This is a genomic window from Tepidiphilus olei, from assembly GCF_006980705.1.
GTDB lineage: Bacteria > Pseudomonadota > Gammaproteobacteria > Burkholderiales > Rhodocyclaceae > Tepidiphilus > Tepidiphilus olei.
Genome location: NZ_SBHO01000010.1, coordinates 14862 through 35377, shown reverse-complemented (window position 1 = coordinate 35377; position 20516 = coordinate 14862). Strand labels below are relative to the sequence as shown.

Below are 20516 nucleotides of genomic sequence, written 5' to 3'. Positions count from 1 at the left end.
TGGGATCGCGGCCGGAGATGAGCCTGTTTGCTAGGGGCGAGTCCTGTCTTTGTTGGTGCTGGGCGGCTGACCTTGTTCCGACTGACATCTCGAGCTCATGAGCAATCCGGTGGGGATGCGAGGGCTCCCGAGGAAAGACGCGCAAGTCGATCGCAAACCTTGCCATATCCGATCCGCTCCTGCTCCAGACGCAGCCGGGGCTGGAGCCGATCGAATCTGAGATCGTCATAGACGGCTGCCTCTTTGGTAGTGAGACGTGACAAATCGTGGCGCACGGGCTCGGGTTCCTCGCCCCAGTGCGGGCGATGCGCAAGCAAAGTCTCCCGGTCCATGAGGAAGGATTCCGCGCGGGGAAAGTGGCCGCGTAATTGGTCGAGGATGGCGAAGCCGTGGGTGTCGATGTCGCCCCAGTAGAGCAGCTGGCAGCGATGCAGCCACGCGGCGCGCGCCAGCGCCTCCCAGCCGTAACCCGCGCCGAAGACGACGATGGATCCCGCCACGGCGGGGAAAGCGAGAAAGTTGATCTCGTTCTCGGTGATGAAGACGCGCTCGATGGGTAAGGTCATCGCCGCGAAGCTGGCTGCATCCAGCGTAATGTCAGCCAGTACCCCGGGCAAGGCTTGGCAGCCCGGCAGACCGGGTAGCGCCGGATCGAGCAGACGAAACCGGATGCGCACGGGCTTGTCCAGAAAACCAAACCGACGCGGGAACTGCGCAACGCCCGTCGCGCTGGTCTCGATGGCCTCGGGAGGAAGGGACAAGTCCAGCAGCTCGGTGAGCACGCCGCGGTGGGTCTCGATGAACTTGCTGTCGACGCCGGGCACATCCACTTGGCGCAGGTACACGCCCGGGCGCGGATGGGCCTGCAGCCAGGCCACCACCGCCAGAAGGCGTTCCCAACGGTCGGCCAAGTCGAGCGCTTGAAGCGGCCGCCGGGATAGCCACGCCAGCAGCGCTGGCTGCATGACGGCCGTCTGCTGCCACAAAGCCGCGAAGCGTTGCGCCTGACGAACCTTGCCGATGAAGGCCAAGGCCGCCTGCAGCGTGTCGAGCCAGACCGCGGCAGGAAGACGCTGCACGCCTTGCACGCGGTGGTTCCATTCCCGCCACTCGATCCGAACCTGCGGGGTCTCGCCAAGCGCACACACCCAGTCACGCACCGCCTCGAAGTGATCGGACAAGTCAGCAGCCGAAGGCGCCTTCAAACTCAGGCGCAAGGGCCACGCCATGGCGTCCGTGACCGTCGCACGCAGTAATTCGCCACGGTCCCACAAGCGTTGCACCTGGGCGCGGAGATCTGCCGGCGTGGTCCAGCTCATGGGATATCGCAGGTTTCGACCCAAATCTTCGCCAATTCCATCAGATTCAAAGGTTTTCGTAGTAAGCCCTGATTTTCGCTGCCATCAACTTTCGGCGCTGCTTGAGAAATTCCTCATACTGGGCGACATCCATGTCCACGATGGATTCCGGCACGCAATTGGTCGCAAGATTGGCTTTGAGCGTGGCCTCGTCGTTGATCGCGCCGTATTTGAGTGCGCCGCCCCGACACTGCTGCAGTATTTCAGCGAAATAGTCGCGCGGCGACTTGCTGCCGATTTTGATGTTGATCTCTTGCTGGGTATAAGCGAAGTTGGCGATCTGATTGTACTGGCTTGGCCCTAGCCCGGCTTTTTTCAGTAAATCGCGCGGGAAGATGTGATGGATGTCGCCCCTGTGGCTGACCAGCTCGCGTACCGTGATGTCCTTCGATAATAAGCCGGTGTCGTTCGCACGCACCTGCGCCGCAATGAACACCCAGAAATAGGGGCTGTTGGTGCCGGAGGTTTCCAGCTGCTGCACCAGGCCCACATCCCAAAATGTCGGCGACAGGTCGGCTTGTTCCACCTTGGCTAGGATGTCACCGAAATCGCCCTCCGCGATCCGACGAATGTCTTGGTCGAACTGTGTCTCGGAAGAAGCAGTGTAGCGGTTTGTCAGTATCGACATGACGAACCAGCGTCGCACGAAGGATTCGATCCTTCCGTCATGGACGCCCTGCGCGCGCAACCGCAGGTAAACGATGTAGGCAAAGTTCAGGGCGCTTCGGGTGCGAATCATCGCACGGGTGATGAAGCCCGCCGACTTGATGATCATCACGAAGCGCTTGAAGTGGGACTCATTGATGAAGTTGAGCACCCCCTCGTTCAGCTTGGCGAAAGACGCTTCGGCGATGGCATCTTCGTAGTTTTTGGTTTCGAAATTTCGGCCCGAGAGCAGGCTGACCAGATCGGCCAGCTTGCCGCGCCCAAACTGACTGGTGAATGCCACCCTTAGCAGATCGTTGTAATTGGGATCGTAAAGGTCGTCGTTCTCGTGGCGTAGCCAAGCCATTTTCTGAAAGTAAGGTGACGCCGCGAATTCGGCATCGTTTTTCTTGATGTGGTCGTAAAAATCGGGCGCTACCGCTAAATGACAGAAGTAGTCGATGCACTTTCTGAGCATCTGGCCGCCATAGCGCGTGTCGGCGGCGATTTTGGACATGGCGAAGTCCGCTTGGGACAGCACCGTGCCTTTGGAATTGATGCGGATGAAGATTTCCGTAACGGTCTCGATGTCCAAGTCGTGGGATAACTCGATGAGGCCGATCTGCTTCTTGGCAATGTCGGTGAGGTTGGCGAGCGCCTCCTCCACCTTATCCTCGTCGGCCTGCGGATTGGCATCGAGATAACTGCGAACCGCTTTGGTCAACTTGATCTCGCCGCATACCATGGGCGCAATGTCAGCGATCCACGCCGTGTTTTTGGCGATGGCGGCGTTGCTCACCTCAAAGCGCTCCTCGATGGGGTGGAAGGCAATCGAGATGCGTACCTTCCGATAATCTTTGTTGATGACCGTCTGCCCGAGTATTGCGGCCGTCAGCGCCGTGACGCGCTGCTGACCGTCGATTAGGATCATCTTGCCCGCAGCCGTGCTGCCATCTTTGAGTTTCACGTCCGGATTGCGCCAGGCGATCAGATAACCCACCGGAAAGCCCTGATAGAGCGAATCCATGAGATCACGCACTTGGGAGGCATCCCAGACGAAAGGCCGCTGGATTTCCGGGATGGCGATCTCGCCCTCGCGCACCTTGGCGAGCAGGCTTTCGATCAGGTACTGGTTGACAGCGTATTTCTGGGTTTTCTTCATGGGCCGCCTCCGTGTGGGCTTGATTCAGTTGTGAGGGATACGCATTGCCGCCCTTTTACGTCATGACCCGGGCTTTTCACTTCTTTCCGCGCTGCCTTTATCGGCCTTCTGCGCCCGGTATTCCTCGATCGACAGGCAACGCAGCCGCGAGTCGCGCCCGCCTTCGTTGTGCACGAAACCGACGCTGGCAACGAAGGGCTCGATGATGTGGATTTTCTGCAGCGGCGTGACGATGAGCAGTTGCAGGTTGAGCTGCTGGAAGAGGCGCAACCCGTACTGCGCCGACTCGTCCGAGCCGCGCCCGAACGCTTCGTCGATCACGACGAAGCGAAACGAGCGCGAACGCACCGCGCCCCACTCCAGCCCGAACTGGTAGGCCAGGCTCGCCGCCAGCACGGTGTAGGCGAGTTTCTCCTTCTGGCCGCCCGATTTGCCGCCCGAATCCGAGTAGTGCTCGTGCTCGGCGCCGTCGGCGCGCCAGCGCTCGCTGGCGGAAAACAGGAACCAGTTGCGCACGTCGGTGACCTTGGCGGTCCAGCGCCGGTCGGCGTCCGCCAGTCCTTCGCGGCCCCGGAAGCGGTCGATGATGGCCTTGACCTGCAGGAACTTGGCTTCCGAATACTGTTCGTCGGCCGAGCCCGTTAGCGCGCCCTCGGTGCACGCACGTAAGTCCTGCTGGAAATCGCGGATCTCGGCATCGGGGCTCGGCTGCGCCACCAGTTTGATGTAGCGGCCGGGGTTGTAGTCGATGGCAGCGAGCGACTGGTTGATGAAGTCGACGCGCTCCTTGATCGTCTCCCGCTCACGGGCGAGCTGGGCGTTGAAGTTGGCGATCTCGTTGATGGTGTTGACGTTGAGCAGTTCCTTGAAGCGGGCCTCGAAGCGCGGCAGGTCGTCGCTCTTCAAGCCGGCGAGCAGGCGCTCGTACTCCGGCAATGCCGCGAGCGCAACGTCCATCTCGACGGTCTCGGCCTTGAATTCTTCCTTGAAGCCGCGCATGGCGTTGACGATGCGCTCGGTGAGCCGCGCGAGGCGCCTGTCCTCCGCGTCGATGCGCTGCTGGAGCCACTGGCGCAGCTCCTGCTCGCGGTTGTCGCAGGATTCGACCGTGAGTTGATGCTCGCCCAGCGCCTGTGCACGCCAGGCATCCAGACGCACGATCTGCGCGTCGGTGAGCGGCGCAGCGGCCCACACCGCGCGGGCCTCTTCGAGTAGCGTTTGCGCCGCTTCTCGCTTGGTCGCCACCGCCGAGCGTTTGTCGCGCACCGCGTCGCGCTGGCGCTCCACTTCCGCGAGCCGCGCTTGCGCCGCTTCGAGCCGGCGACCCAGCTCCTGCAGCGCGTCGGAAGCGGACTCCAGCCGTGCCCGTTCCTCGGTGAGCTCGGCGATTCTCCGCGCCGGGCTCATCCAGTCGATGTCGGCAAAGCGCGTGAATTCTTCCAGTTTGGCGAGTGCATCCAGCCGGCCCCGCAGTTCGTTGCGCGCCTGCTGGATCTCGCCGATGCGTTGCCCGAGCAGGGCGAGTCTCGCCTCCAGACGTTCCCGCCGATCCCGCAGCGCCCGCAGTTTGTCGGCATTGCTCCAGCCGAGCACGTAGTGGCTGCGATCGTCGATGCGGCTGCGGTCGTCCTTCTCGTGTCGTCCGCTCGGGTCCTTGATCTGTCCTGCGCGGGTGATGGCGCGCGTCTCGCGGCGAAACTGCGCGCCGGTGTCGCAGCAAGCCACATCGAAGCGGCTCCGAAGCTTCTGCTCCAACCACTCGTAGTGCGGCGAATCCGGCTTGATTTGGAGCTTTCTCACCAGCGACTGCGGATGCAGCGCCGCGCTCTGCGTTGCCTCCCGTGGTCGCACATGGAAGTACACCAGCCTCCCGCCCAGGTGCTGGCGGTCCACCCAGTCGGCCACGGCTTCGTAGTGCGCATCCGGCACCAGCAGCGACAGACCGAAGCCGCGTAGCAGCCGCTCGGCGGCGCCTTCCCAATCGCGCTCGTCCTCACGCACCTGGATGAGCTCGCCCGCGAACGGCAGTTCGTCCTCGTCGATCGAGAGCGCCGCGCACAGCGCCTCGCGGATGCGGATCTGGGCAGCGTCGATGTTGCTCTTGCGCCGAGAAAGACTCTCGATCTCGTCGGACAGGGCGGCGTGCTCTTCGCGGCCCTTGCGGAAGGCAAAGTCCTCCTCGCGCTCGCGGTTGTCCAGGTCGGCAATGCGCTCGCGCAAGCCTTCGGCACGCTGGGCGATGCTTTGCTGCTGGGCGAGAAAGCCGGCTTCATCGGCCGGCGCCGCCTCGTCGATGCGGGCCAGCAGCGCCTGGAAGCGATCCGACTTCTGCTGACGTTGCGCCTTTTCCTGTTCCAGACGGCGGATCTCGGCCGCCAGCTCCTCCAGGCGGTCGCCGCCGTTGTCGCGTAGCGCCCGCTCCAGGCGGCCGACTTCGAGGCGCTCGGTCTCACGCTGGGCATCCAAGCGCTCGATCTGCGCGTCGAGCCGGGCGGCCTCTTCCGCCAGCAGGCCGAGCCGGCGGTTGAGCAGCTCGCCCTTGAGCCGCGCGAAGTACGGCCGAAGCTGGTCGCGCGCTTCCCGCCAGTCCTGGATCTCGGCCATCAACGCCTGGTGGCGCTTGCCGTCCTCGACCAGCGGCGTGAGCAGATCGACCTGCCGCTTGGCCTTGAGCACCGCCTGGTGCGCACGGTCCAGGTCGTCGAAGTGGCGGATCAGCGCTTCGATGCGTTGCCCCGAATCGAACGGTTCCAGCATGTGGTTGCGCACGAAATCGGTGAGATTGCCCACCGACTTCATCGAGACGGTCTGGTGGAAAAGCTCCAGGGCTTGCTCGTGCTCGATGCCGAAGCGCCGGCGGAACCAGGCGCCGTAGGGCGGAAAGCTCTCGAACAGCTCGCAGCCTTGCGCCCGCAGCTTCTTGCGTAGCGCAGTGATGTCGGCTCCGAAGCCGCTGAAGTCGTCGGCGATGGCGAGTTCCCGCTCGGCGGCCACGAACAGGCGCGCGGGCTGGCCTTGCGGGTCTTTCAGCCAGAAGACCTGGGCCAGCGTCACCGCCTGATCAAAGCCCTCGTTGCGAAAGACGCCGAGGATGACCGAGTAGCTCGACGCATCGCGCAGCGCCACGGGCTTGCTGCTGCCCGTGAGCTCGTTGCGTTCGCTCTTGTAGTGGCCCAGCACGTAGGAGCGCAAGGAGCGCTCGCGGGCATCCGCGCCGGCCGCCTTGTTGTAGGCCACGCGATGCGCCGGCACCAGCAAGGTGGTGATGGCATCGACCAGCGTGGACTTGCCCGAACCGATGTCGCCCGTGAGCAGACCGTTGCGCCCGTCGAGCGGGTAGCGCGAGATCCGCTTGTCGAAGGTGCCCCAGTTCAGCACCTCCAGCCGGTGCAGCCGAAAGCCTACCCGGCTGTCGTCGGCCACGAAGTCCAAGCTCAACGTCGCCGAATCCAGCGGTGATTCAGGCATCGCCTCCCTCCTTGCCCGCGTTGCCCGACAGCGCCGTCCGGTAGACTTCCAGCCGCGCATCGAACTCGGCCAGCCACTGTGCGTCCACGAAGGCCTTCAGGATGCGCCGCACCTCGTAATGCCCTCGGTCCTGAGCGCTGCCGGCAGCGGGCTTGAGCCGGCGCAGAAACCCCAGATCGACTACCTTGGCGATCGTCGCGTCCACCTGGTCGATCAGCCGCGCCTCGTTCGTGCCATCGGGCAGGAACACGCGCATCAGCTCGGCAATCTCGTCGCGCGAGAGCACCAGCCGCGTGTCGCCGCCGCCGGCGTCGAACTCGGCCATGCGCTTCCTGAGCAGCGCCAGCATCAGGCTCAGCGGATAAGACAGCGGTCGGCGCGCGACGAGCCGCGGCAGGCGGGGCGCACCTTCGGACTCGTCCGGGTCGGGGCGGCTCTTGAGGAAGGCGTGGCCCTCGGCCTCGTCCAGCACCAAATCGAGCAGCAGCACGGCGGCCTGCTCCCTGACGCGCGCCTGCAGGCGCAAGAGGCTCTCCCACAAGCGCTCGTCATCGTCCCGGTAGAGCACGCCCTTGAGCAGGTGCACCATCAGCTGCGACAGCTCGGGCACGGCCGGCAGCGCGCTGGGCGGGGTCTCCATCGGATCGTCCTCGTACAGCGCCTCGTTCATGTGCTTTTCCTCCAGGCCGTTTGGCGCCGTCAGCGCGTGAAGATCACGCGCGGCAATCGCGCCTCGCGCGTCACGGCATTGCCCGCTGCATCGCGGGCCTGCCAGCGCACCGGCTCGATTACGGCGTCATCGACGAGGGCGCGAAAATCCGCAAGCGCGCTATCTTCGGCGTGGGCGAGTTCCAGATAAGCCACCAGTTCGACGAGGCCCTGGTGTAAAGGCTCATCCTCCAGCAGTTCGCGCAGCGTGATCTGCGGCTGGCGGCGCAGTGCGCGTTGAACGGCCGAGCGCAGGCGCGCCTTATCCACCACGATCTGGTCGAACAAGCGCGCGGTGTCGACCTCCTCCTCGCCGGCCACGAGGGCCAGATCGGCCAGGCGTGGCTTCACGCTCGGCGTGAACAAGGGGCGTTCCAGCGGCAGGTCGATGTCCGCGCCCATCGCGTCGATGTGCATCACCGTGCCGCTGGGCAGAGCCTCGCGCAGAGCCAGCGCCTTGCTCTCGATGCCGTGTAGCAGGTCCAGGATGCGGCGGTTTTCCAGAAAGGCCCGGTCGTCCAGAAAGCGGCGAAGTTGCTGCGACAGTTGAGCGACGGTGCGCTGCGTGTGTTCGCCGGCTTCCAGCCAGTCGTGATGCACGCGGCGGATGCGCGGCTCGGGCGAAAGCTGAACCACGGCAGGCAGTGCCAGCACCTGATCCAGCCGCTCGGAGAGCTCCTCCTGACGCCGGCTGGACATGAGGAAGTCCCAGAAAGCGCGGAAGCTGCGCCCCTGGTCGGAGTCGCCGATGGCGTCGCGCTCGCCCATGATCTCGTCGAGCAGCGCGCCCTTGCTGCCTTCCCACAGCGCGATCTTCTCGCGCACTTTGCGGTCGAGCCGGCGGAAGTTGTGTTCCACCTCGCGGAAGTCGGCCAGCAGCTCGCGCGCCAGCTGCTGGAACTGCAAAAAGCGGTCCTTGACCGCCGTGTCCTCCAGCAGCGGCACCTCGCCGGCCAGCACGCGGGCAATCTCGGCGTCGAGCGCGTCGCGTTTTTTGCGCAAATCCTCGATGCGCTTGATCGGGTCGGCCTCGGTGCCGGCGCTGATCTGCTCCAGCAGCGCGAACAGCGTCAGCAAGCGCGACTCGGTGCCGACGAAGGGCCGCTCGGTGAGCGACAGCAGCCAGGCGATGGCCTTCTCGGTGGCCGGCGTCAGGTCGAACTGCGCCTCGTCCGTGCCCGGCTTGTAGAACTTGCGCAGCCAGCCCTTGTCCGGCGCGGCCCAGTCGTTCAAGTAGTCCTGCGCGCCCTTGGGGTACGCCTCCGGTCCCAGCTGCTCGCGCAGGGTGAACAGCTCGTCTTCCAGCGCCTCGGCCAAATCGGCCTCGCTCATCACCCGCACGTTGGGCGCCACGAACACCCGGTGCAGGAAGCTTGCCACCAGCAGCGCGTGCGGCGAGGCCAGCAGCCGCCAGGCGGGGTGGTGGTCGCGCAGGGTGGAGAGGGTGGCGTGGTCGAGCAACACTGGTCAGGTCATCCCTAAATGTCAGGTCTCGGATGATTATGCGGTGTTCGGTGTTGTTATGAAAAGTTCAGGTTTGTCCGCGTACCGTTTTGTCATGGCATCGATGGGTGTGATGTGTCCCAGAGTCTTCTGAGGGATATGGTGATTGTACAGCCAGACGCAGCGCTGAATCGTCTCCCCCAGGGCAATCGCATGAATCACATCGTCGTTGAACGTCCGAAATAGTCTTTCACGATCAACGCCTTGAAGAATGGTCTGTTCCTAGTGGCTTGATTTGAGTGTTTTTTGTCTTTTTGGGTGGGCATAGAGACGGGAAACACGCTGCGCTTGGCCGACATATTCGTCACGATCCACGATCCGAGACAGTCAGGGAAGGTCGAACACGACCTCGTCGAACTGCTGGTGGTGGCCGTCAATGCCGTGCTGGCGGGCGCAGGCATCTTCGTCGAGATCGAATTGTGGGCGAAAGAGAAGCTGGAATGGCTGCGCGGTCATCTGCAGCTCGAGCACGGCATCGCGTCCCATGACACCTTCGGGCGCTTGTTCGGGCTGATTGACCCGGACGAATTCGATGCGGCCTTCCGACGCTGGGTGGGCACGCTGGTGCCGGCCTTGGGCGCCGATGCCGTGGTGGCGATCGACGACAAGACCAGTCGCCGCTTGGGCAAGCTCGATGCCACGCTTTTGCATCTGGTCAGAGCTTCTGCGGCGGTGCCGGGTTGGTGCTGGAGCAACGGGCGAGAGCGGAGAAATCGAACGAGAAGACGGCGATTGCGCAGTTGTTGATCACCTTGGCGCTCGAGGGCTGCATCGTCACGATCGATGCAATGGGCACGCAAGTGAACATTACCCGGGCCATTCGGGATCGCGGCACCCACTACGTCCTGGCGTCGCTCAAGGACAATCAGCCAAGCCTGGCCGCCTCGGTGCGGGAATTCGTTGTCCAGTACCAGTCTGCGCTCGAACGTACCCCGCATACCGTGGTGCAAACCATCGTGAAGGATCATGGCCGCATCGAAACGCGTCGCTGTTTCGCCTTCGATCGATTCGATTGCCTAGCCCAGCCAGAACGATGGCCCGATATGACACCCTTCGTGGTGATCGAGTCGGAACGAACGATCAATGGCAAGACCTCGCTCGAACGCCGTTTCTACCTCAGCAGTCTGCCGGCCGATGCCCATTGCCTGGCCCAGGCAGTACGGGCGCACTGGGCTGTCGAGAACAGTCTTTCGTCTTCCGCTGCTTTTTCCTTTGAAGTCAAGGAATTATGCGAATGTGTTGGTGGAGCCGGGGTCCGCCATTCCCATGTAATGTGCAATTTCTCGTCGTTTCAAATAGTATTGTAAATCAAGGCACCTAGGCTATAATCTGTCTCATCGTGTTTCGTCATGCGTCGTAAAATGATAAGGCAAGCGATAAGGCAGAATTTATGCCAAAGGTAATCAACCGGCTCGCCCCACGGGCGCTGGCGAGGTTGCCGGACGGCTACCACGCCGACGGCCGCAATCTCTATCTGCGGGTGCGCGGTGTCTCGCGTAGCTGGGTACTGCGCTACCGGTTCAACGGCAAGATCAACGAGCTAACCCTTGGGCCGGCTGATGTGCTGGCGCTGGCCGATGCGCGGGAAAAGCGCGACGAGCTCTTGCGCGTGCTCAAGCTCGAAAAGCGTGACCCGGCCGAGACGCTGCGCGTGAAACGTCATGTCGCGCTCACCTTCGCCGAATGCGCCGCCAGGCTCATCGAGGCCAAGCGCGCCGAATGGACGAACGCCAAGCACGTGCAGCAATGGGAAAATACCCTTGCGCAGTTCGCTTTCCCCATCATCGGCCACCTGCGCCCCGCCGAGGTCGAGACGCGCCACGTGCTCGCCATCCTCGAGCCGATATGGACGACGAAGACCGAGACGGCATCGCGCTTGCAGCAACGCATCGCGGCCGTGCTCGACTGGGCGGCGGCTCACGGACTGCGCAGCGGCGAAAACCCGGCGCGGTGGAAAGGTCATCTCGACAAGCTGCTACCGGCCCCGTCCAAGGTGGTCGAAGGCGAGAACATGCCTGCGCTCGACTACGCCGAGGCCGCCGACTTCTGGCGGGTGCTCGACGCCAAGACGAGCACGGCCGCCCGGGCGCTCGCGCTGCTCATCCTCACGGCCGTTCGTCCCCTCAATGTGCGCTTTGCCCAATGGCAAGAATTTGACTTCGAGGCGCGCGTCTGGCGCATCCCCGGCGCCAGCGACTACGGGCAACGCATGAAGACCAAGCGACCCCACGCCGTGCCCCTGTCGGCGGCCGCACTCGAGCTGCTGCACGCCCTGCCACGCTTTACCGCTTGCCCTTGGGTGTTCCCATCGCGCGGCGGCAAGCCTTTGTCGGACATGGCGCTGACGAAACTATTGCGCGACCTGCACGCGGCCAAGCACGCGGCCGACGGCGTAGGTTGGATCGACCGGCGCCAGGGTGGGCGCGTCATCGTGGCCCACGGCTTTCGCGCCACCTTTCGCACCTGGGGCGAGAACGAGACCCACTATCCCCGCGCACTGCTCGAAGACGCGCTCGCGCATGACTACAAAGGCGAGGTCGAAGCCGTCTATGCCCGCGGCGACCTTGTCGAGAAGCGGCGGCCGCTGATGGAGCAATGGGCAAGGTTCGTCACTACAGGAGCAAACGACGATGGTCGATGACTTGAAACGGTGGCGCAACATCCCCGACGACTTCGTTTTGCCGGTGCCCGAGGTGGCGCGCATCTTGGACGTGTCGGAAGAGGCGATCTATGCGGGCGCGCTGAGCGGGTTTTATGTGCTGCTGGCGCCGAATGATCGGGAGATGACCGTTTTTTGCATAGACTTAAAAGGTGCCCCGTTCTTATGCGACCCCGTGGACGTACTGCAAGCACGCGGGCATTGGGTGAATCGCGGCATTGAACTTGAAAACGACTACGAGACCGGGGCAGGGGCATGGCCCCCGTGGTCGGACGTCGGGCATCATGAACTGTTGCAATGGTTGCGCGACGGAACCGTTCCTCCCAACTTTTTCGCCTACGACGAAGCGAAGAGCCCCGTTAATGGTGTCTCCCCATCGAAGAAGTATTTGTCGCCAAAAGATGACGATTCCCCGCCGCGCAAGCCCCCATTCCTTGGCGTCTCTGGCGCTCTTCTCAAGCGATTCATCAACGAAGGATTCCCCCCGCCTGCCGATTCCCCCAGAGTGCAGGAAATTGAACCGCCCCCGCGGGAAGATGTCCGCGAGACGATGCGCGCCATCGTCGCCGGACTGCTCGAAGAGGCGGGCGCGGCGTTTCTGATCGGGCGCCCTACCGAGGCCGAAGTGTCCAAGGCATCGGCCTTGCTCGAGGCCATCGGGCAGCACCGCGGGAAGACCATCGCCCCCAAGACGCTATCGCGCTACCTGAGGAATTGGCTACGCGCCGAGGATTGATCACGTTTGAAACCGGACATGTCCAAGCGGCGGCGGACATGTCCAGAAAACCCGGCTCTTGGTGAAATATCTTTGGTGTCGCATTCATTCCTTATGGAGCGGCACCATGCAACGTGTTTTATCCCAATCCGAAGTCTGCGAGCTCATCGGCCGCTCGCGTGTGTGGGTGTATCGCCACGCGCGCAACGGCACTTTCCCCGCGCCCCGTATGGCCGGTTCCCGGCTCTTTTGGCTGGCCGAAGAAGTCGAAGAATGGCTGCGCACGGCCCCCGTTCCCACGTGGGCGGCCCGGAAGAGGGCGTGAGCGATGGAGGCCCAAAACGAAACGGCCGCCCCGGGTGGAGCTCCCGAGACGGCCGACAAGAACGAATGCACGCTCGCCCAGTATAGCACCCCTTTGGCCGTTACCGTCTTCGAGGCCGACCACCCCATCACGAAGACGGTGCGGCTCGACGGTAATGGCGAGCTCGACAAGAAAACGCCCCCGCAAATGGCGCGCGGCAAGGCGCGACGTTACCGGCTCGAGAACGTCGGCGAGTTCGTCGAGCTGCTCGAATGCCTGGAACCCCGGCACGCGCTCGCCTTTGGCGAACCTTGCGACCCGGCGCGCGACGAGTTCGTCGTCGTCACCAAGGGCAAGCTGCCCGCCGTGCCTTCCCCCGGCGTCATCGCCCGCTCGCGCGAGTTCTTCCAATGGGCGAACGCCCCGGGCGTGCTGCTGCTCGACTTCGACGCGCCAAAGGACGGCGAGCCCTTGGGGATCGACGCGGCGCTCGACGCCCTCTTCGCGGCGGTGCCCGAGCTCGAGGCCGCCCCGATGGTGATTCGTCCAAGTTCGTCGAGCTGCATTTGGCATGGCGAACGCGAGCTTGCCGGGTTGCGCGGCTTTCACATCTACGTCATCGTTGCGGACGCGCGGCGCATCCCCGAGCTGGGCGAGACAATCAAGGGGCGGCTGTGGCTGGCGGGCTTCGGGCGCTATGAAGTGTCGAAGTCTGGCGCCCTGCTCGAGCGAACCTTGGTCGACGCCAGCGTGTGGCAACCCGAGCGACTCGTCTTCGCGGCGGGTGCGCACTGCATCGCCCCGCTCGAACAGCGGCGCGGCCCGCCGATCGTGCGCCACCCCGAGGCGCCCCCACTCGACTTCCTGCCCCCGCTCACCCAAAGCGAGCGGAAGCGGATCGGCGAGGTGCAGCACGTGGCCCGCCAAGCCGTCGCCCCGCTGGTGCGCGAGAAACGCGAAGCCTTCGCGCAAGAGCTCGCGGACGAGCTCACGGACGGCAGCGACTTAGAGCACGCGGCGCATCTCGCGCATCAGGCAATCGAACACAAAGTCTTGTACGGCGACTTTCCCCTCACCCTCAAGGACGGGCGCACCGTCACCGTCGGCGAGGTGCTCGACAATCGCGCCAGATACCACGGCGCCTTGTGCCATGACCCGCTCGAACCCGACTACGACGGCGGGCGGCTGGTCGGCAAGCTCTTTTTGGTCGGCATGCGACCGACGCTAAAATCGTTTGCTCATGGTGGCTCCACTTACAGGCTCATTCGCGCCCCGCGGCGTGTCGAGATCGTGGGCGGGCGCACGCGCGAGCTTGCCGACTGGCTGCTCGAGTATCTGCGCAACGCCCCGGACGTCTTTGATTTTGGCAGCGAGCTCGCCACCGTCAGCGACGGCCGCGTGATCCCCTTTCGACGCGAGCGGCTGGCGTACTATCTCGGCGGCGAGTTCCAGTTCTTCGGCAAAAAGAAACAGAGAGACGGAAGCATCGTCGATGAAGACCGCGACCCGCCCCCCAAGGTCATCGACACCCTGCTCGCGCTTGGCGCCGAGCGCAAGCTGAAACCGCTCGAGGCCGTCGTCTCGGCCCCGTTGGTGCGGCTGGACGGCCAGGTGCTCACGGCCCCCGGCTATGATCACGTCTCGCGCTTGTTCTACGACCCCGGCGCCGAGACGCCCCCGATCGTGCCCGAGGCGCCCACGGCCGAAGAGATCGACGCGGCGCTCGACGCGATCATGGCGCCCTTCGAGTATTTCCCCTTTGCCGGGGTGCTCGACCGTAGCGTGCTGCTGGCGGCGCTACTCTCGGCCGTCGAGCGCCCCGTCCTGCCGACGTGCCCCGGCTTTGGGTTCGACGCGCCCGTGCAAGGCAGCGGCAAGACGCTATTGGCAAGCGCCCTGTGCGTGCTCGCCACGGGCGAGCCCCCGACGGTATGGCCCCACGTCAAGAGCGAACGCGGCGACGACGCCGAAGTGCGCAAGCGCTTGACGACGGCGCTAATGTCGGGCGAGCGGGCGATCGTGTGGGATAACGTGGTCGGCACGTTCGACAGTGCGGCGCTTGCGGCCGCGCTCACGGCCCCCATCTATCGCGACCGCATCCTTGGCGTGAGCGAAGCGGCGAGCGTACCCAATCGCGCCCTATTCTGCGTGACGGGAAACAATCTCATCCTTTCCGGCGACCTGCCCCGGCGCTTCCTGGTCTGCCGGATCGACCCGCAGACCGAACGCCCCTTCGCGCGGCGCTTCGCCTTCGACCCGGTGGAGCGGGTGCAGCGACAACGCCAGCGACTCGCGGCGGCCGCCTGCGTGATCATTCGCGGCTGGCTGAGCTCGAGCGACTACCGCGACGGCATCCGCGCCCCCGGCAGCACGGCATCGTTCGAGCGCTGGGATGACCTGGTGCGCCAACCCGTCGCATGGCTCGCCCGGCGCGACCCGCAACAATGGCGCGACCCGATGGACGCCATCACGGGCGCGACGGCCGCCGACCCCGAGCTCGACAGTCTCGGCGACCTGCTCGAGGCGCTGGCCGCGGCCTTCGGCGAAAAGCCCTTCATGACGCGCGACGTGTTCCAGCGGCTCGAAGGCTACGGGCGCGACCCCGAGCTTGCCGAAGCTATCGCCGGGTTCCTGGGCGGCGAAGCGCGAAACGCGAAACAAGTCGGCCGCCTGCTGCTCAACCGTCGCGATCGCATCGCCCGCGGCCTGGTGCTGCGACGCTTTGACGACGACCGCCACGAAAAGGTCGCGCGATGGATCATTCAGCGGGTGGAATAACCCCGTTTGCGGGGTTTGACGGGTTTTGCGGGGATTGGTGCACTCCAAAAACTTTTTCTCGCAAAAAACCCGTGCGGGTTATGGCGGGATATTGCGGGGAAGTTTGCCACCTTCGCGCGAGACCAAAAATACCATTTCTATGGTGTGGTTATTGGGCGTTACGTGAAAAAAGTTTTGGACTGTCAGAATCCCCGCCAAACCCGGCAAACCCCGCAACGGCTCACCCAAGAGGCAAGCATGACCACGCTTGACGAGCTCTTCATGCGATCCCGGCGCACCGGCGCACGGCCCGCGGACGACGCCCCGAAGCGCACCGGCGACGGCGCACGTGCCCACGGCGACGGCAGCACCGACGGCACCGACGCCCCGCAACGCCCCGGCGGCCCGACGATGGCGCCCACGCCCCGACCCGCACGCTCCGCGGCCACCATCGCCGAGGCACGCTCCGCGGCCACCGACGCCACCCCAAACGCCCCGACGCCCCGGCCTGCCGACGACGCCCCCGCCACCACATGGCGCATTCGCTACATCGACGGCACCGAGCGCGTCATCGCCTTTTCCCCTGCTAGAACGCGCGCCGAGGTGCTGCACGCCGAGACTGGCGCGGTGGAGGTGGTGGCGCACTCGCCAGGAAAAACGCCACCCGATCGGCCATTGCTCGAGGACGAACGAACCCGCATTCTTCGCTGGCTTGAGCTGATCGGCGAGACCGACCCGGCGACCATCGCCAAGGTGTTGGCGGCGGCGGCCGAGGATTCGACGGCGCGGCATTACTACCTGGAGCGATTCCGCGATTGGGAAGAGCGCGCGGCCGTGGCCGAATTCGACGGCGGCTTGCCACGCCAAGAGGCCGATCGGCTGGCGGCGGCGCAATCGTTCGAGGCCACCGAGGAATCACGCGCGGCACTACGAGCGGCGCGCCAGGCGTTTGGCGATCCCCTGCCAAGGCCTTGATCAACCCCGTGAAGCGCGCTTGCTGTGGTGTAAGCGCACTTCACGGCCACGCCAAGCGGCGGCAAAGGTACTCCCGACGATCCACGCGATTAGGGTGATGCAATCCGCGTTGTTCGGCAGTTTTCGCATCCCGTGACTTGAATAAGCCAACGGCATTAATGCCTTTAGCGTAACGCTTTCGCCTGGTTAAGCGCGGCGCTTGCGGCGGTGCGGCCAGAAAGCTCGAGCACGGCCACGCGCACCCGGCGGCGCCACCACGCGCACCCTGGAAGAACGCCACCACCCCGCCAGGAAGGGGAAGCGGCTTGCGTGGCGGCCTTCTACGGCTTTTTCTCTGGCGGGGATAGGCCACCCTATAGGCCACCACGGAAAACGGCTTACAAGGGCGCTATGGCGGCGCAAGGCCAAGCGCACCTTTTAACTATGGTTGCGGCCGGGTTTAACTATGGTTGAAGCGGCGGCAAGGCTTGCGTGGCGGCTTTCTGTGCCGTTTCTCTGGCGAGGGGCAAGCTCCCCCCTACTGGCGCACCACGAAAACGGCCTACAGCGGCTCTATGGCGGCGCTGCGGGGGACCCTGGGGGATTGGCTGGGGTGCGGGTGCGCAAACCCGCGAAATCGCGCTAGGGCGCGCGGTGGGCGCATATGCAACTGTACGAACTGGCGTCTTGGCTTGCCGGACGTGCGGCGCAGCTAGCGCGGCTTGGCGAGGGTTGCGGCGGCGGCCGGAAGGCGGCTCATGCCGACCACATCAAAAAAACGGGACGCGCTGCAAGACGATAAGGCAGGAAAAACGATAAGGCAAGTGATAAGGCAGAAATTTTTTGCTTGCCGTTTTTCCCTTTGAAATCAAGCGCTTATGCGAATGTGTTGGTGGAGCCGGGGGGAGTCGAACCCCCGTCCGGAAGCCCTCCACAGCCAGGTCTACATACTTAGCCTACCGTTTGGGTTTAGCGCCGGTGTTGGTGGGTAGGCTCACCGCACCGACGCGAGCCGCCTTGGTTTTAGGCCCCGAGCCAAGCGGCCCGACTCGGGGACGAGCCTCTGTGAATGACGCTGCGAGATGGCTTACGCCATCATCCGGCCCAGAGGCCAGCCGGTGCAGCGCTCGCCGCCCTCAGGCGGCGAGAGCGAAACGCTCGTCGTTGGCGTTTGTTTGCTTTCCAGTGGATTTACGAGGGGACTGGTCCTCGGTATGCGCTGTGCTGCTTTGCGACCCCCGTCGAAGCCAGGTACGGCCCCAGTGGGTTTGCATTGTATTAGTGCCTCGTGCAGCGAAAAAGTTCCGCCGATCGGTACACTTTTTTACGCCACCTTGCGGGTAGCGAAAAGGTAGTTTACCGCAGTTTCTTCGATCAGACGATAGGTTTTCGTGAGGGGGTTGTAGCCCAGCCCTTGCAGAGCGACCGGTTCGAGCCCGTTCGCCCGTGCCCAGTGGGCGAGTTCGGAGGGGCGGAGGAATTTGGCGTAGTCGTGCGTGCCGCGCGGCAGTAGCCTCAGCAGGTATTCCGCCCCCAGAATCGCGTGTAGGTAGGCTTTGGGCGTGCGGTTGATGGTGGCGAAAAAGGCCCAGCCGCCGGGGGTGAGCGCCTTGGCGCAGGCGGCGACGATGGATTCGGGCTCGGGGACGTGTTCGAGCAGCTCCATACAGGTGACGATCTCATAGGCGCCGGGATGAGCGGCTGCGTGGGCCTCGGCGCTCTCGAGGCGGTAGTCCACCGATAGGCCGGATTCGAGGAGATGGAGTTTGGCGACTTCCAGGGCGGCAGCGGAGAGATCGATTCCAGTGACCTTGGCGCCACGCCGCGCCATGCCTTCGGAGAGGATGCCGCCGCCGCAGCCGACGTCGAGCACGCGCTTGCCGGCGAGCGTGACGTGGGATTCGATCCAGGAGAGCCGTAGTGGATTGATTTCGTGCAGTGGCCGGAATTCGCTCGTCGGATCCCACCAGTGGTGGGCGCGCTCCTCGAATTTGGCCAGTTCCAGCGGATCGACGTTCGTCATGGGGAATCCTCCAAAGAAAAACCCCGCCAGGGCGGGGTTTTCCGCAGACCTCGGACGACCAGGATTACTTGTCGGTACCGATGACTTGGATTTCGACGCGACGGTCGGGTTGCAGGCAGTCGATGAGTTTCTTGTTGTTCCGGTTTTCCGGACCCATGTTCTTGCACTTGTCACCGGTGACGGGCATCGTCTCGCCTTTGCCTTCGGTGTAGATGCGATTAGCCGGGACGCCTTTGCTGGTCAGATACGCTTTGACGGCATCGGCACGGCGCTCGGAGAGTTTCTGGTTGTAGGCGTCGCGGCCGATGCGGTCGGCGTGGCCCACGGCGAGGATGACTTCGACGTTGTACTTACCGAGCTGGGCGACGACTTCGTCGAGCTTGGCTTTGCCTTCGGGGCGAAGCGTGGCTTTGTCGAAATCGAACAGCGTGTCGGTGGAAATCTTCACTTTCTGTTCGGCCGGCTTGGGCGCGGGGCGCGGGGCGGCCACGGGCTTGGGCGGTTCGCATTTTTCTTTGGCGATCAGGTCGGGATCGCAGCTGCAGGCAAGCGGCTTGCCATTGGTGTCCGTGGCCTGTTCGGCAGCCGCCGGCGACCAGCTGGCGCCCGCGCGGACGCAGGCACCTGCGCCACTCGTGACGACGACATTGCGGGAGTCGGTGACATAGGGAATGACGCCCTTGCGATCGACCACGACGTCGGCGGACATTGCGCTCATGGAAAACCCGATCGTCCCAAGGACGACGGCGAGGAGCTTGAAGCGGGTGTTTTTGGTGGTCATGGTAGCATCCTTTCTTGGGAAAACGGTTGGGACAAGGTCTAGGATCGTATCCTTGGATTCATTATACAAGCACTTTTTCAGCGGATTTGCAACTGGATTCGTTGCCGCCAGTTTTGCGCCAGAGCGGACAAAGGTCTGTTGTTTTCCTGCAACAGCAAGATTTTTCCGGAGACACGACGGCGTCCGGCGACCCAGACGTCGCTGACGTGCTCGCGTCCGGCGACGAAGACGAGGTGCGAGCAGGGGTCATAACAGGGCTGGGTTTCGACGGCATCGAGGGCGACGGCGACGAGGTCGGCGGCTTTGCCCGGGCGGATCGAGCCGAGGCGATGTTCCAGCCCGAGGGCGCGGGCGGCGTCGATCGTGGCGAGTTCCAAGATTTGCATGGCTGGCAGCACGTCGGCACGCCCCTGGCCGACCTTGGCGAGCAAGGCCGCGTGGCGCATTTCCTGAAAGAGGTCGAGCCGGTTGTTGCTCGCCGCCCCGTCGGTGCCTAGGCCGACGGGGATACCGGCTTCGAGCCACCGGGGTACGGCGGCGATGCCGCTGGCGAGTTTCATGTTGGAGGTGGGGCAGTGCACGAGGGCGGCGCCGCGCTCGGCTAGCAGCGCGATTTCGCTTTCGGTGAGGTGTACGGCGTGCACGCCGATGAGTCCCTGCCCCAGGAGGCCCATGCGATCGAGCCGCTGCAGGGGGGTCTCGCCGTGACGTGCGAGCGATTCTTCCCGCTCCTGCGCCGCCTCGAGCAAGTGGATTTGGACTGGCAGGTCGAGCTGGGCGGCGAGGGTGGCGATGCGCTCGAGGGTCTCGTCGCTCACCGAATAGGGGGCGTGCGGCGCGAGCACGAAAGAGACGAGGGGTTCTTCGCGCCAGGCATCACGCACGGCGAGCCCCTTGGCGAGCGCCTCGTCGGCATCGGCCGCGTACGGCGTGGGAAAGTCGATGGCGGTAATGCCGAGCACCGCCCGCATGCCCAGGGCGGTGAAGGCGCGCGCGGCGGCTTCGGGATAGAAGTACATGTCGACGGCGGTGGTGATGCCGCCGCGCAGCATCTCGGCGGCGGCGATGAGCGTGCCGTCGTGGACGAATTCTTCGCTCATCAGGGCGGCCTCGCGCGGCCAGATCGCTTCTTCGAGCCATCGCCGCAGCGGCAGGTCGTCACCCACGCCGCGCAGCAGGGTCATGGCCGCGTGGGTGTGCGCGTTGATGAGGCCGGGAAGCAGCACGTGCTCGGGTAGTTCGACGCGCTCGCGGGGCCGCCAGCGGCGCTCCAACTCATCGGCAGGACCCACGTCGAGGATCGTGTCGCCGCGGACCGCGACGGCGTGACCGGTGAGCAGCGCCCCGGCTGGTTCCATCGGCAGCAGCCAGCGGGGCAGGATGAGAGTGTCGGCGGACTGAAGCGCGGTCGGCTCGGGCATCGGCGGGCTCCGGAAAGGGGGTGAGTGGCGTGATAAAATAATGAATTCTACGGATTTG

General features: G+C 64.3%; 13 protein-coding genes, 1 other RNA gene and 1 pseudogene. 6 read left to right on the top strand and 9 right to left on the bottom strand.

The genetic code is table 11. The features are described from left to right. Positions 1 to 95: 95 nt before the first annotated feature. Genes EPD80_RS10015 through EPD80_RS09995 form a run of 5 tightly spaced genes read right to left on the bottom strand, consistent with a single transcriptional unit; the run spans position 96 to position 8805 of the window. On the bottom strand, positions 96 to 1319 hold the full coding sequence (locus EPD80_RS10015) for a DUF3322 domain-containing protein (RefSeq protein WP_142811485.1): 1224 nt from the start codon (positions 1317 to 1319) through the stop codon (positions 96 to 98). A 46-nt stretch (positions 1320 to 1365) separates the two neighbouring features. Next, positions 1366 to 3165 carry a DUF262 domain-containing protein gene (locus EPD80_RS10010; protein ID WP_142811483.1) on the bottom strand — a complete coding sequence of 600 codons (1800 nt, stop codon included), beginning with the start codon at positions 3163 to 3165 and terminating at the stop codon, positions 1366 to 1368. Positions 3166 to 3225: 60 nt separating this feature from the next. Beyond that, on the bottom strand, positions 3226 to 6633 hold the full coding sequence (locus tag EPD80_RS10005; RefSeq protein WP_142811481.1) for an ATP-binding protein: 3408 nt from the start codon (positions 6631 to 6633) through the stop codon (positions 3226 to 3228). Next, on the bottom strand, positions 6626 to 7303 hold the full coding sequence (locus EPD80_RS10000; RefSeq protein WP_142811479.1) for a DUF4194 domain-containing protein: 678 nt from the start codon (positions 7301 to 7303) through the stop codon (positions 6626 to 6628). The genes EPD80_RS10005 and EPD80_RS10000 overlap by 8 nt, the downstream gene beginning before the upstream one ends. A 29-nt stretch (positions 7304 to 7332) precedes the next feature. Beyond that, positions 7333 to 8805: a DUF3375 domain-containing protein gene (locus EPD80_RS09995; protein ID WP_142811477.1), complete on the bottom strand. Its 1473-nt coding sequence runs from the start codon at positions 8803 to 8805 to the stop codon at positions 7333 to 7335. Positions 8806 to 9108: 303 nt separating this feature from the next. On the opposite strand from EPD80_RS09995, the pseudogene EPD80_RS11595 reads away from it, so the two are divergent. From EPD80_RS11595 to EPD80_RS09960, 6 genes and pseudogenes are all read left to right on the top strand, one after another. Beyond that, positions 9109 to 10151: pseudogene (locus tag EPD80_RS11595) on the top strand (ISAs1 family transposase). A gap of 83 nt (positions 10152 to 10234) precedes the next feature. Then, positions 10235 to 11485: a tyrosine-type recombinase/integrase gene (locus tag EPD80_RS09980; protein ID WP_142811471.1), complete on the top strand. Its 1251-nt coding sequence runs from the start codon at positions 10235 to 10237 to the stop codon at positions 11483 to 11485. After that, positions 11475 to 12239: a hypothetical protein gene (locus EPD80_RS09975; RefSeq protein WP_142811469.1), complete on the top strand. Its 765-nt coding sequence runs from the start codon at positions 11475 to 11477 to the stop codon at positions 12237 to 12239. The genes EPD80_RS09980 and EPD80_RS09975 overlap by 11 nt, the downstream gene beginning before the upstream one ends. Before the next feature lie 106 nt (positions 12240 to 12345). Next, positions 12346 to 12543: a helix-turn-helix transcriptional regulator gene (locus tag EPD80_RS09970; protein ID WP_141056590.1), complete on the top strand. Its 198-nt coding sequence runs from the start codon at positions 12346 to 12348 to the stop codon at positions 12541 to 12543. Between the two features lie 3 nt (positions 12544 to 12546). Continuing rightward, positions 12547 to 15300 (top strand): hypothetical protein, encoded by a 2754-nt coding sequence (locus EPD80_RS09965; protein ID WP_142811468.1) that lies wholly within the window; start codon positions 12547 to 12549, stop codon positions 15298 to 15300. Between the two features lie 237 nt (positions 15301 to 15537). Further along, entirely contained in the window at positions 15538 to 16254 is a 717-nt protein-coding gene (locus EPD80_RS09960; RefSeq protein WP_142811466.1) for a hypothetical protein, read from the top strand. Positions 16255 to 17123: 869 nt separating this feature from the next. Here the strand turns inward: EPD80_RS09960 and ssrA are convergent. The 4 genes from ssrA to EPD80_RS09940 form a co-directional block, all read right to left on the bottom strand. Then, positions 17124 to 17494: a transfer-messenger RNA gene (gene ssrA, locus EPD80_RS09955) on the bottom strand. Positions 17495 to 17557: 63 nt separating this feature from the next. Continuing rightward, the gene (ubiG, locus tag EPD80_RS09950; protein ID WP_142811464.1) at positions 17558 to 18256 is read right to left on the bottom strand and encodes a bifunctional 2-polyprenyl-6-hydroxyphenol methylase/3-demethylubiquinol 3-O-methyltransferase UbiG; all 699 of its coding nucleotides are present in this window, start codon (positions 18254 to 18256) and stop codon (positions 17558 to 17560) included. 64 nt (positions 18257 to 18320) lie between these two features. After that, on the bottom strand, positions 18321 to 19037 hold the full coding sequence (locus EPD80_RS09945) for an OmpA family protein (RefSeq protein WP_142811462.1): 717 nt from the start codon (positions 19035 to 19037) through the stop codon (positions 18321 to 18323). A gap of 77 nt (positions 19038 to 19114) precedes the next feature. Then, a complete protein-coding gene (locus EPD80_RS09940; RefSeq protein ID WP_142811460.1) occupies positions 19115 to 20458 on the bottom strand; it encodes a TRZ/ATZ family hydrolase in 1344 nt (447 codons plus the stop codon). Between the last annotated feature and the right edge of the window lie 58 nt (positions 20459 to 20516).

Excerpts from the sequence above, each read along its gene's own strand:
- EPD80_RS10015 (WP_142811485.1), bottom strand. The coding sequence starts at position 1,319 with ATGAGCTGGACCACGCCGGCAGATCTCCGCGCCCAGGTGCAACGCTTG.
- EPD80_RS10010 (WP_142811483.1), bottom strand. The coding sequence starts at position 3,165 with ATGAAGAAAACCCAGAAATACGCTGTCAACCAGTACCTGATCGAAAGC.
- EPD80_RS10005 (WP_142811481.1), bottom strand. The coding sequence starts at position 6,633 with ATGCCTGAATCACCGCTGGATTCGGCGACGTTGAGCTTGGACTTCGTG.
- EPD80_RS10000 (WP_142811479.1), bottom strand. The coding sequence starts at position 7,303 with ATGAACGAGGCGCTGTACGAGGACGATCCGATGGAGACCCCGCCCAGC.
- EPD80_RS09980 (WP_142811471.1), top strand. The coding sequence starts at position 10,235 with ATGCCAAAGGTAATCAACCGGCTCGCCCCACGGGCGCTGGCGAGGTTG.
- EPD80_RS09975 (WP_142811469.1), top strand. The coding sequence starts at position 11,475 with ATGGTCGATGACTTGAAACGGTGGCGCAACATCCCCGACGACTTCGTT.
- EPD80_RS09970 (WP_141056590.1), top strand. The coding sequence starts at position 12,346 with ATGCAACGTGTTTTATCCCAATCCGAAGTCTGCGAGCTCATCGGCCGC.
- EPD80_RS09965 (WP_142811468.1), top strand. The coding sequence starts at position 12,547 with ATGGAGGCCCAAAACGAAACGGCCGCCCCGGGTGGAGCTCCCGAGACG.
- EPD80_RS09960 (WP_142811466.1), top strand. The coding sequence starts at position 15,538 with ATGACCACGCTTGACGAGCTCTTCATGCGATCCCGGCGCACCGGCGCA.
- ubiG (WP_142811464.1), bottom strand. The coding sequence starts at position 18,256 with ATGACGAACGTCGATCCGCTGGAACTGGCCAAATTCGAGGAGCGCGCC.
- EPD80_RS09945 (WP_142811462.1), bottom strand. The coding sequence starts at position 19,037 with ATGACCACCAAAAACACCCGCTTCAAGCTCCTCGCCGTCGTCCTTGGG.
- EPD80_RS09940 (WP_142811460.1), bottom strand. The coding sequence starts at position 20,458 with ATGCCCGAGCCGACCGCGCTTCAGTCCGCCGACACTCTCATCCTGCCC.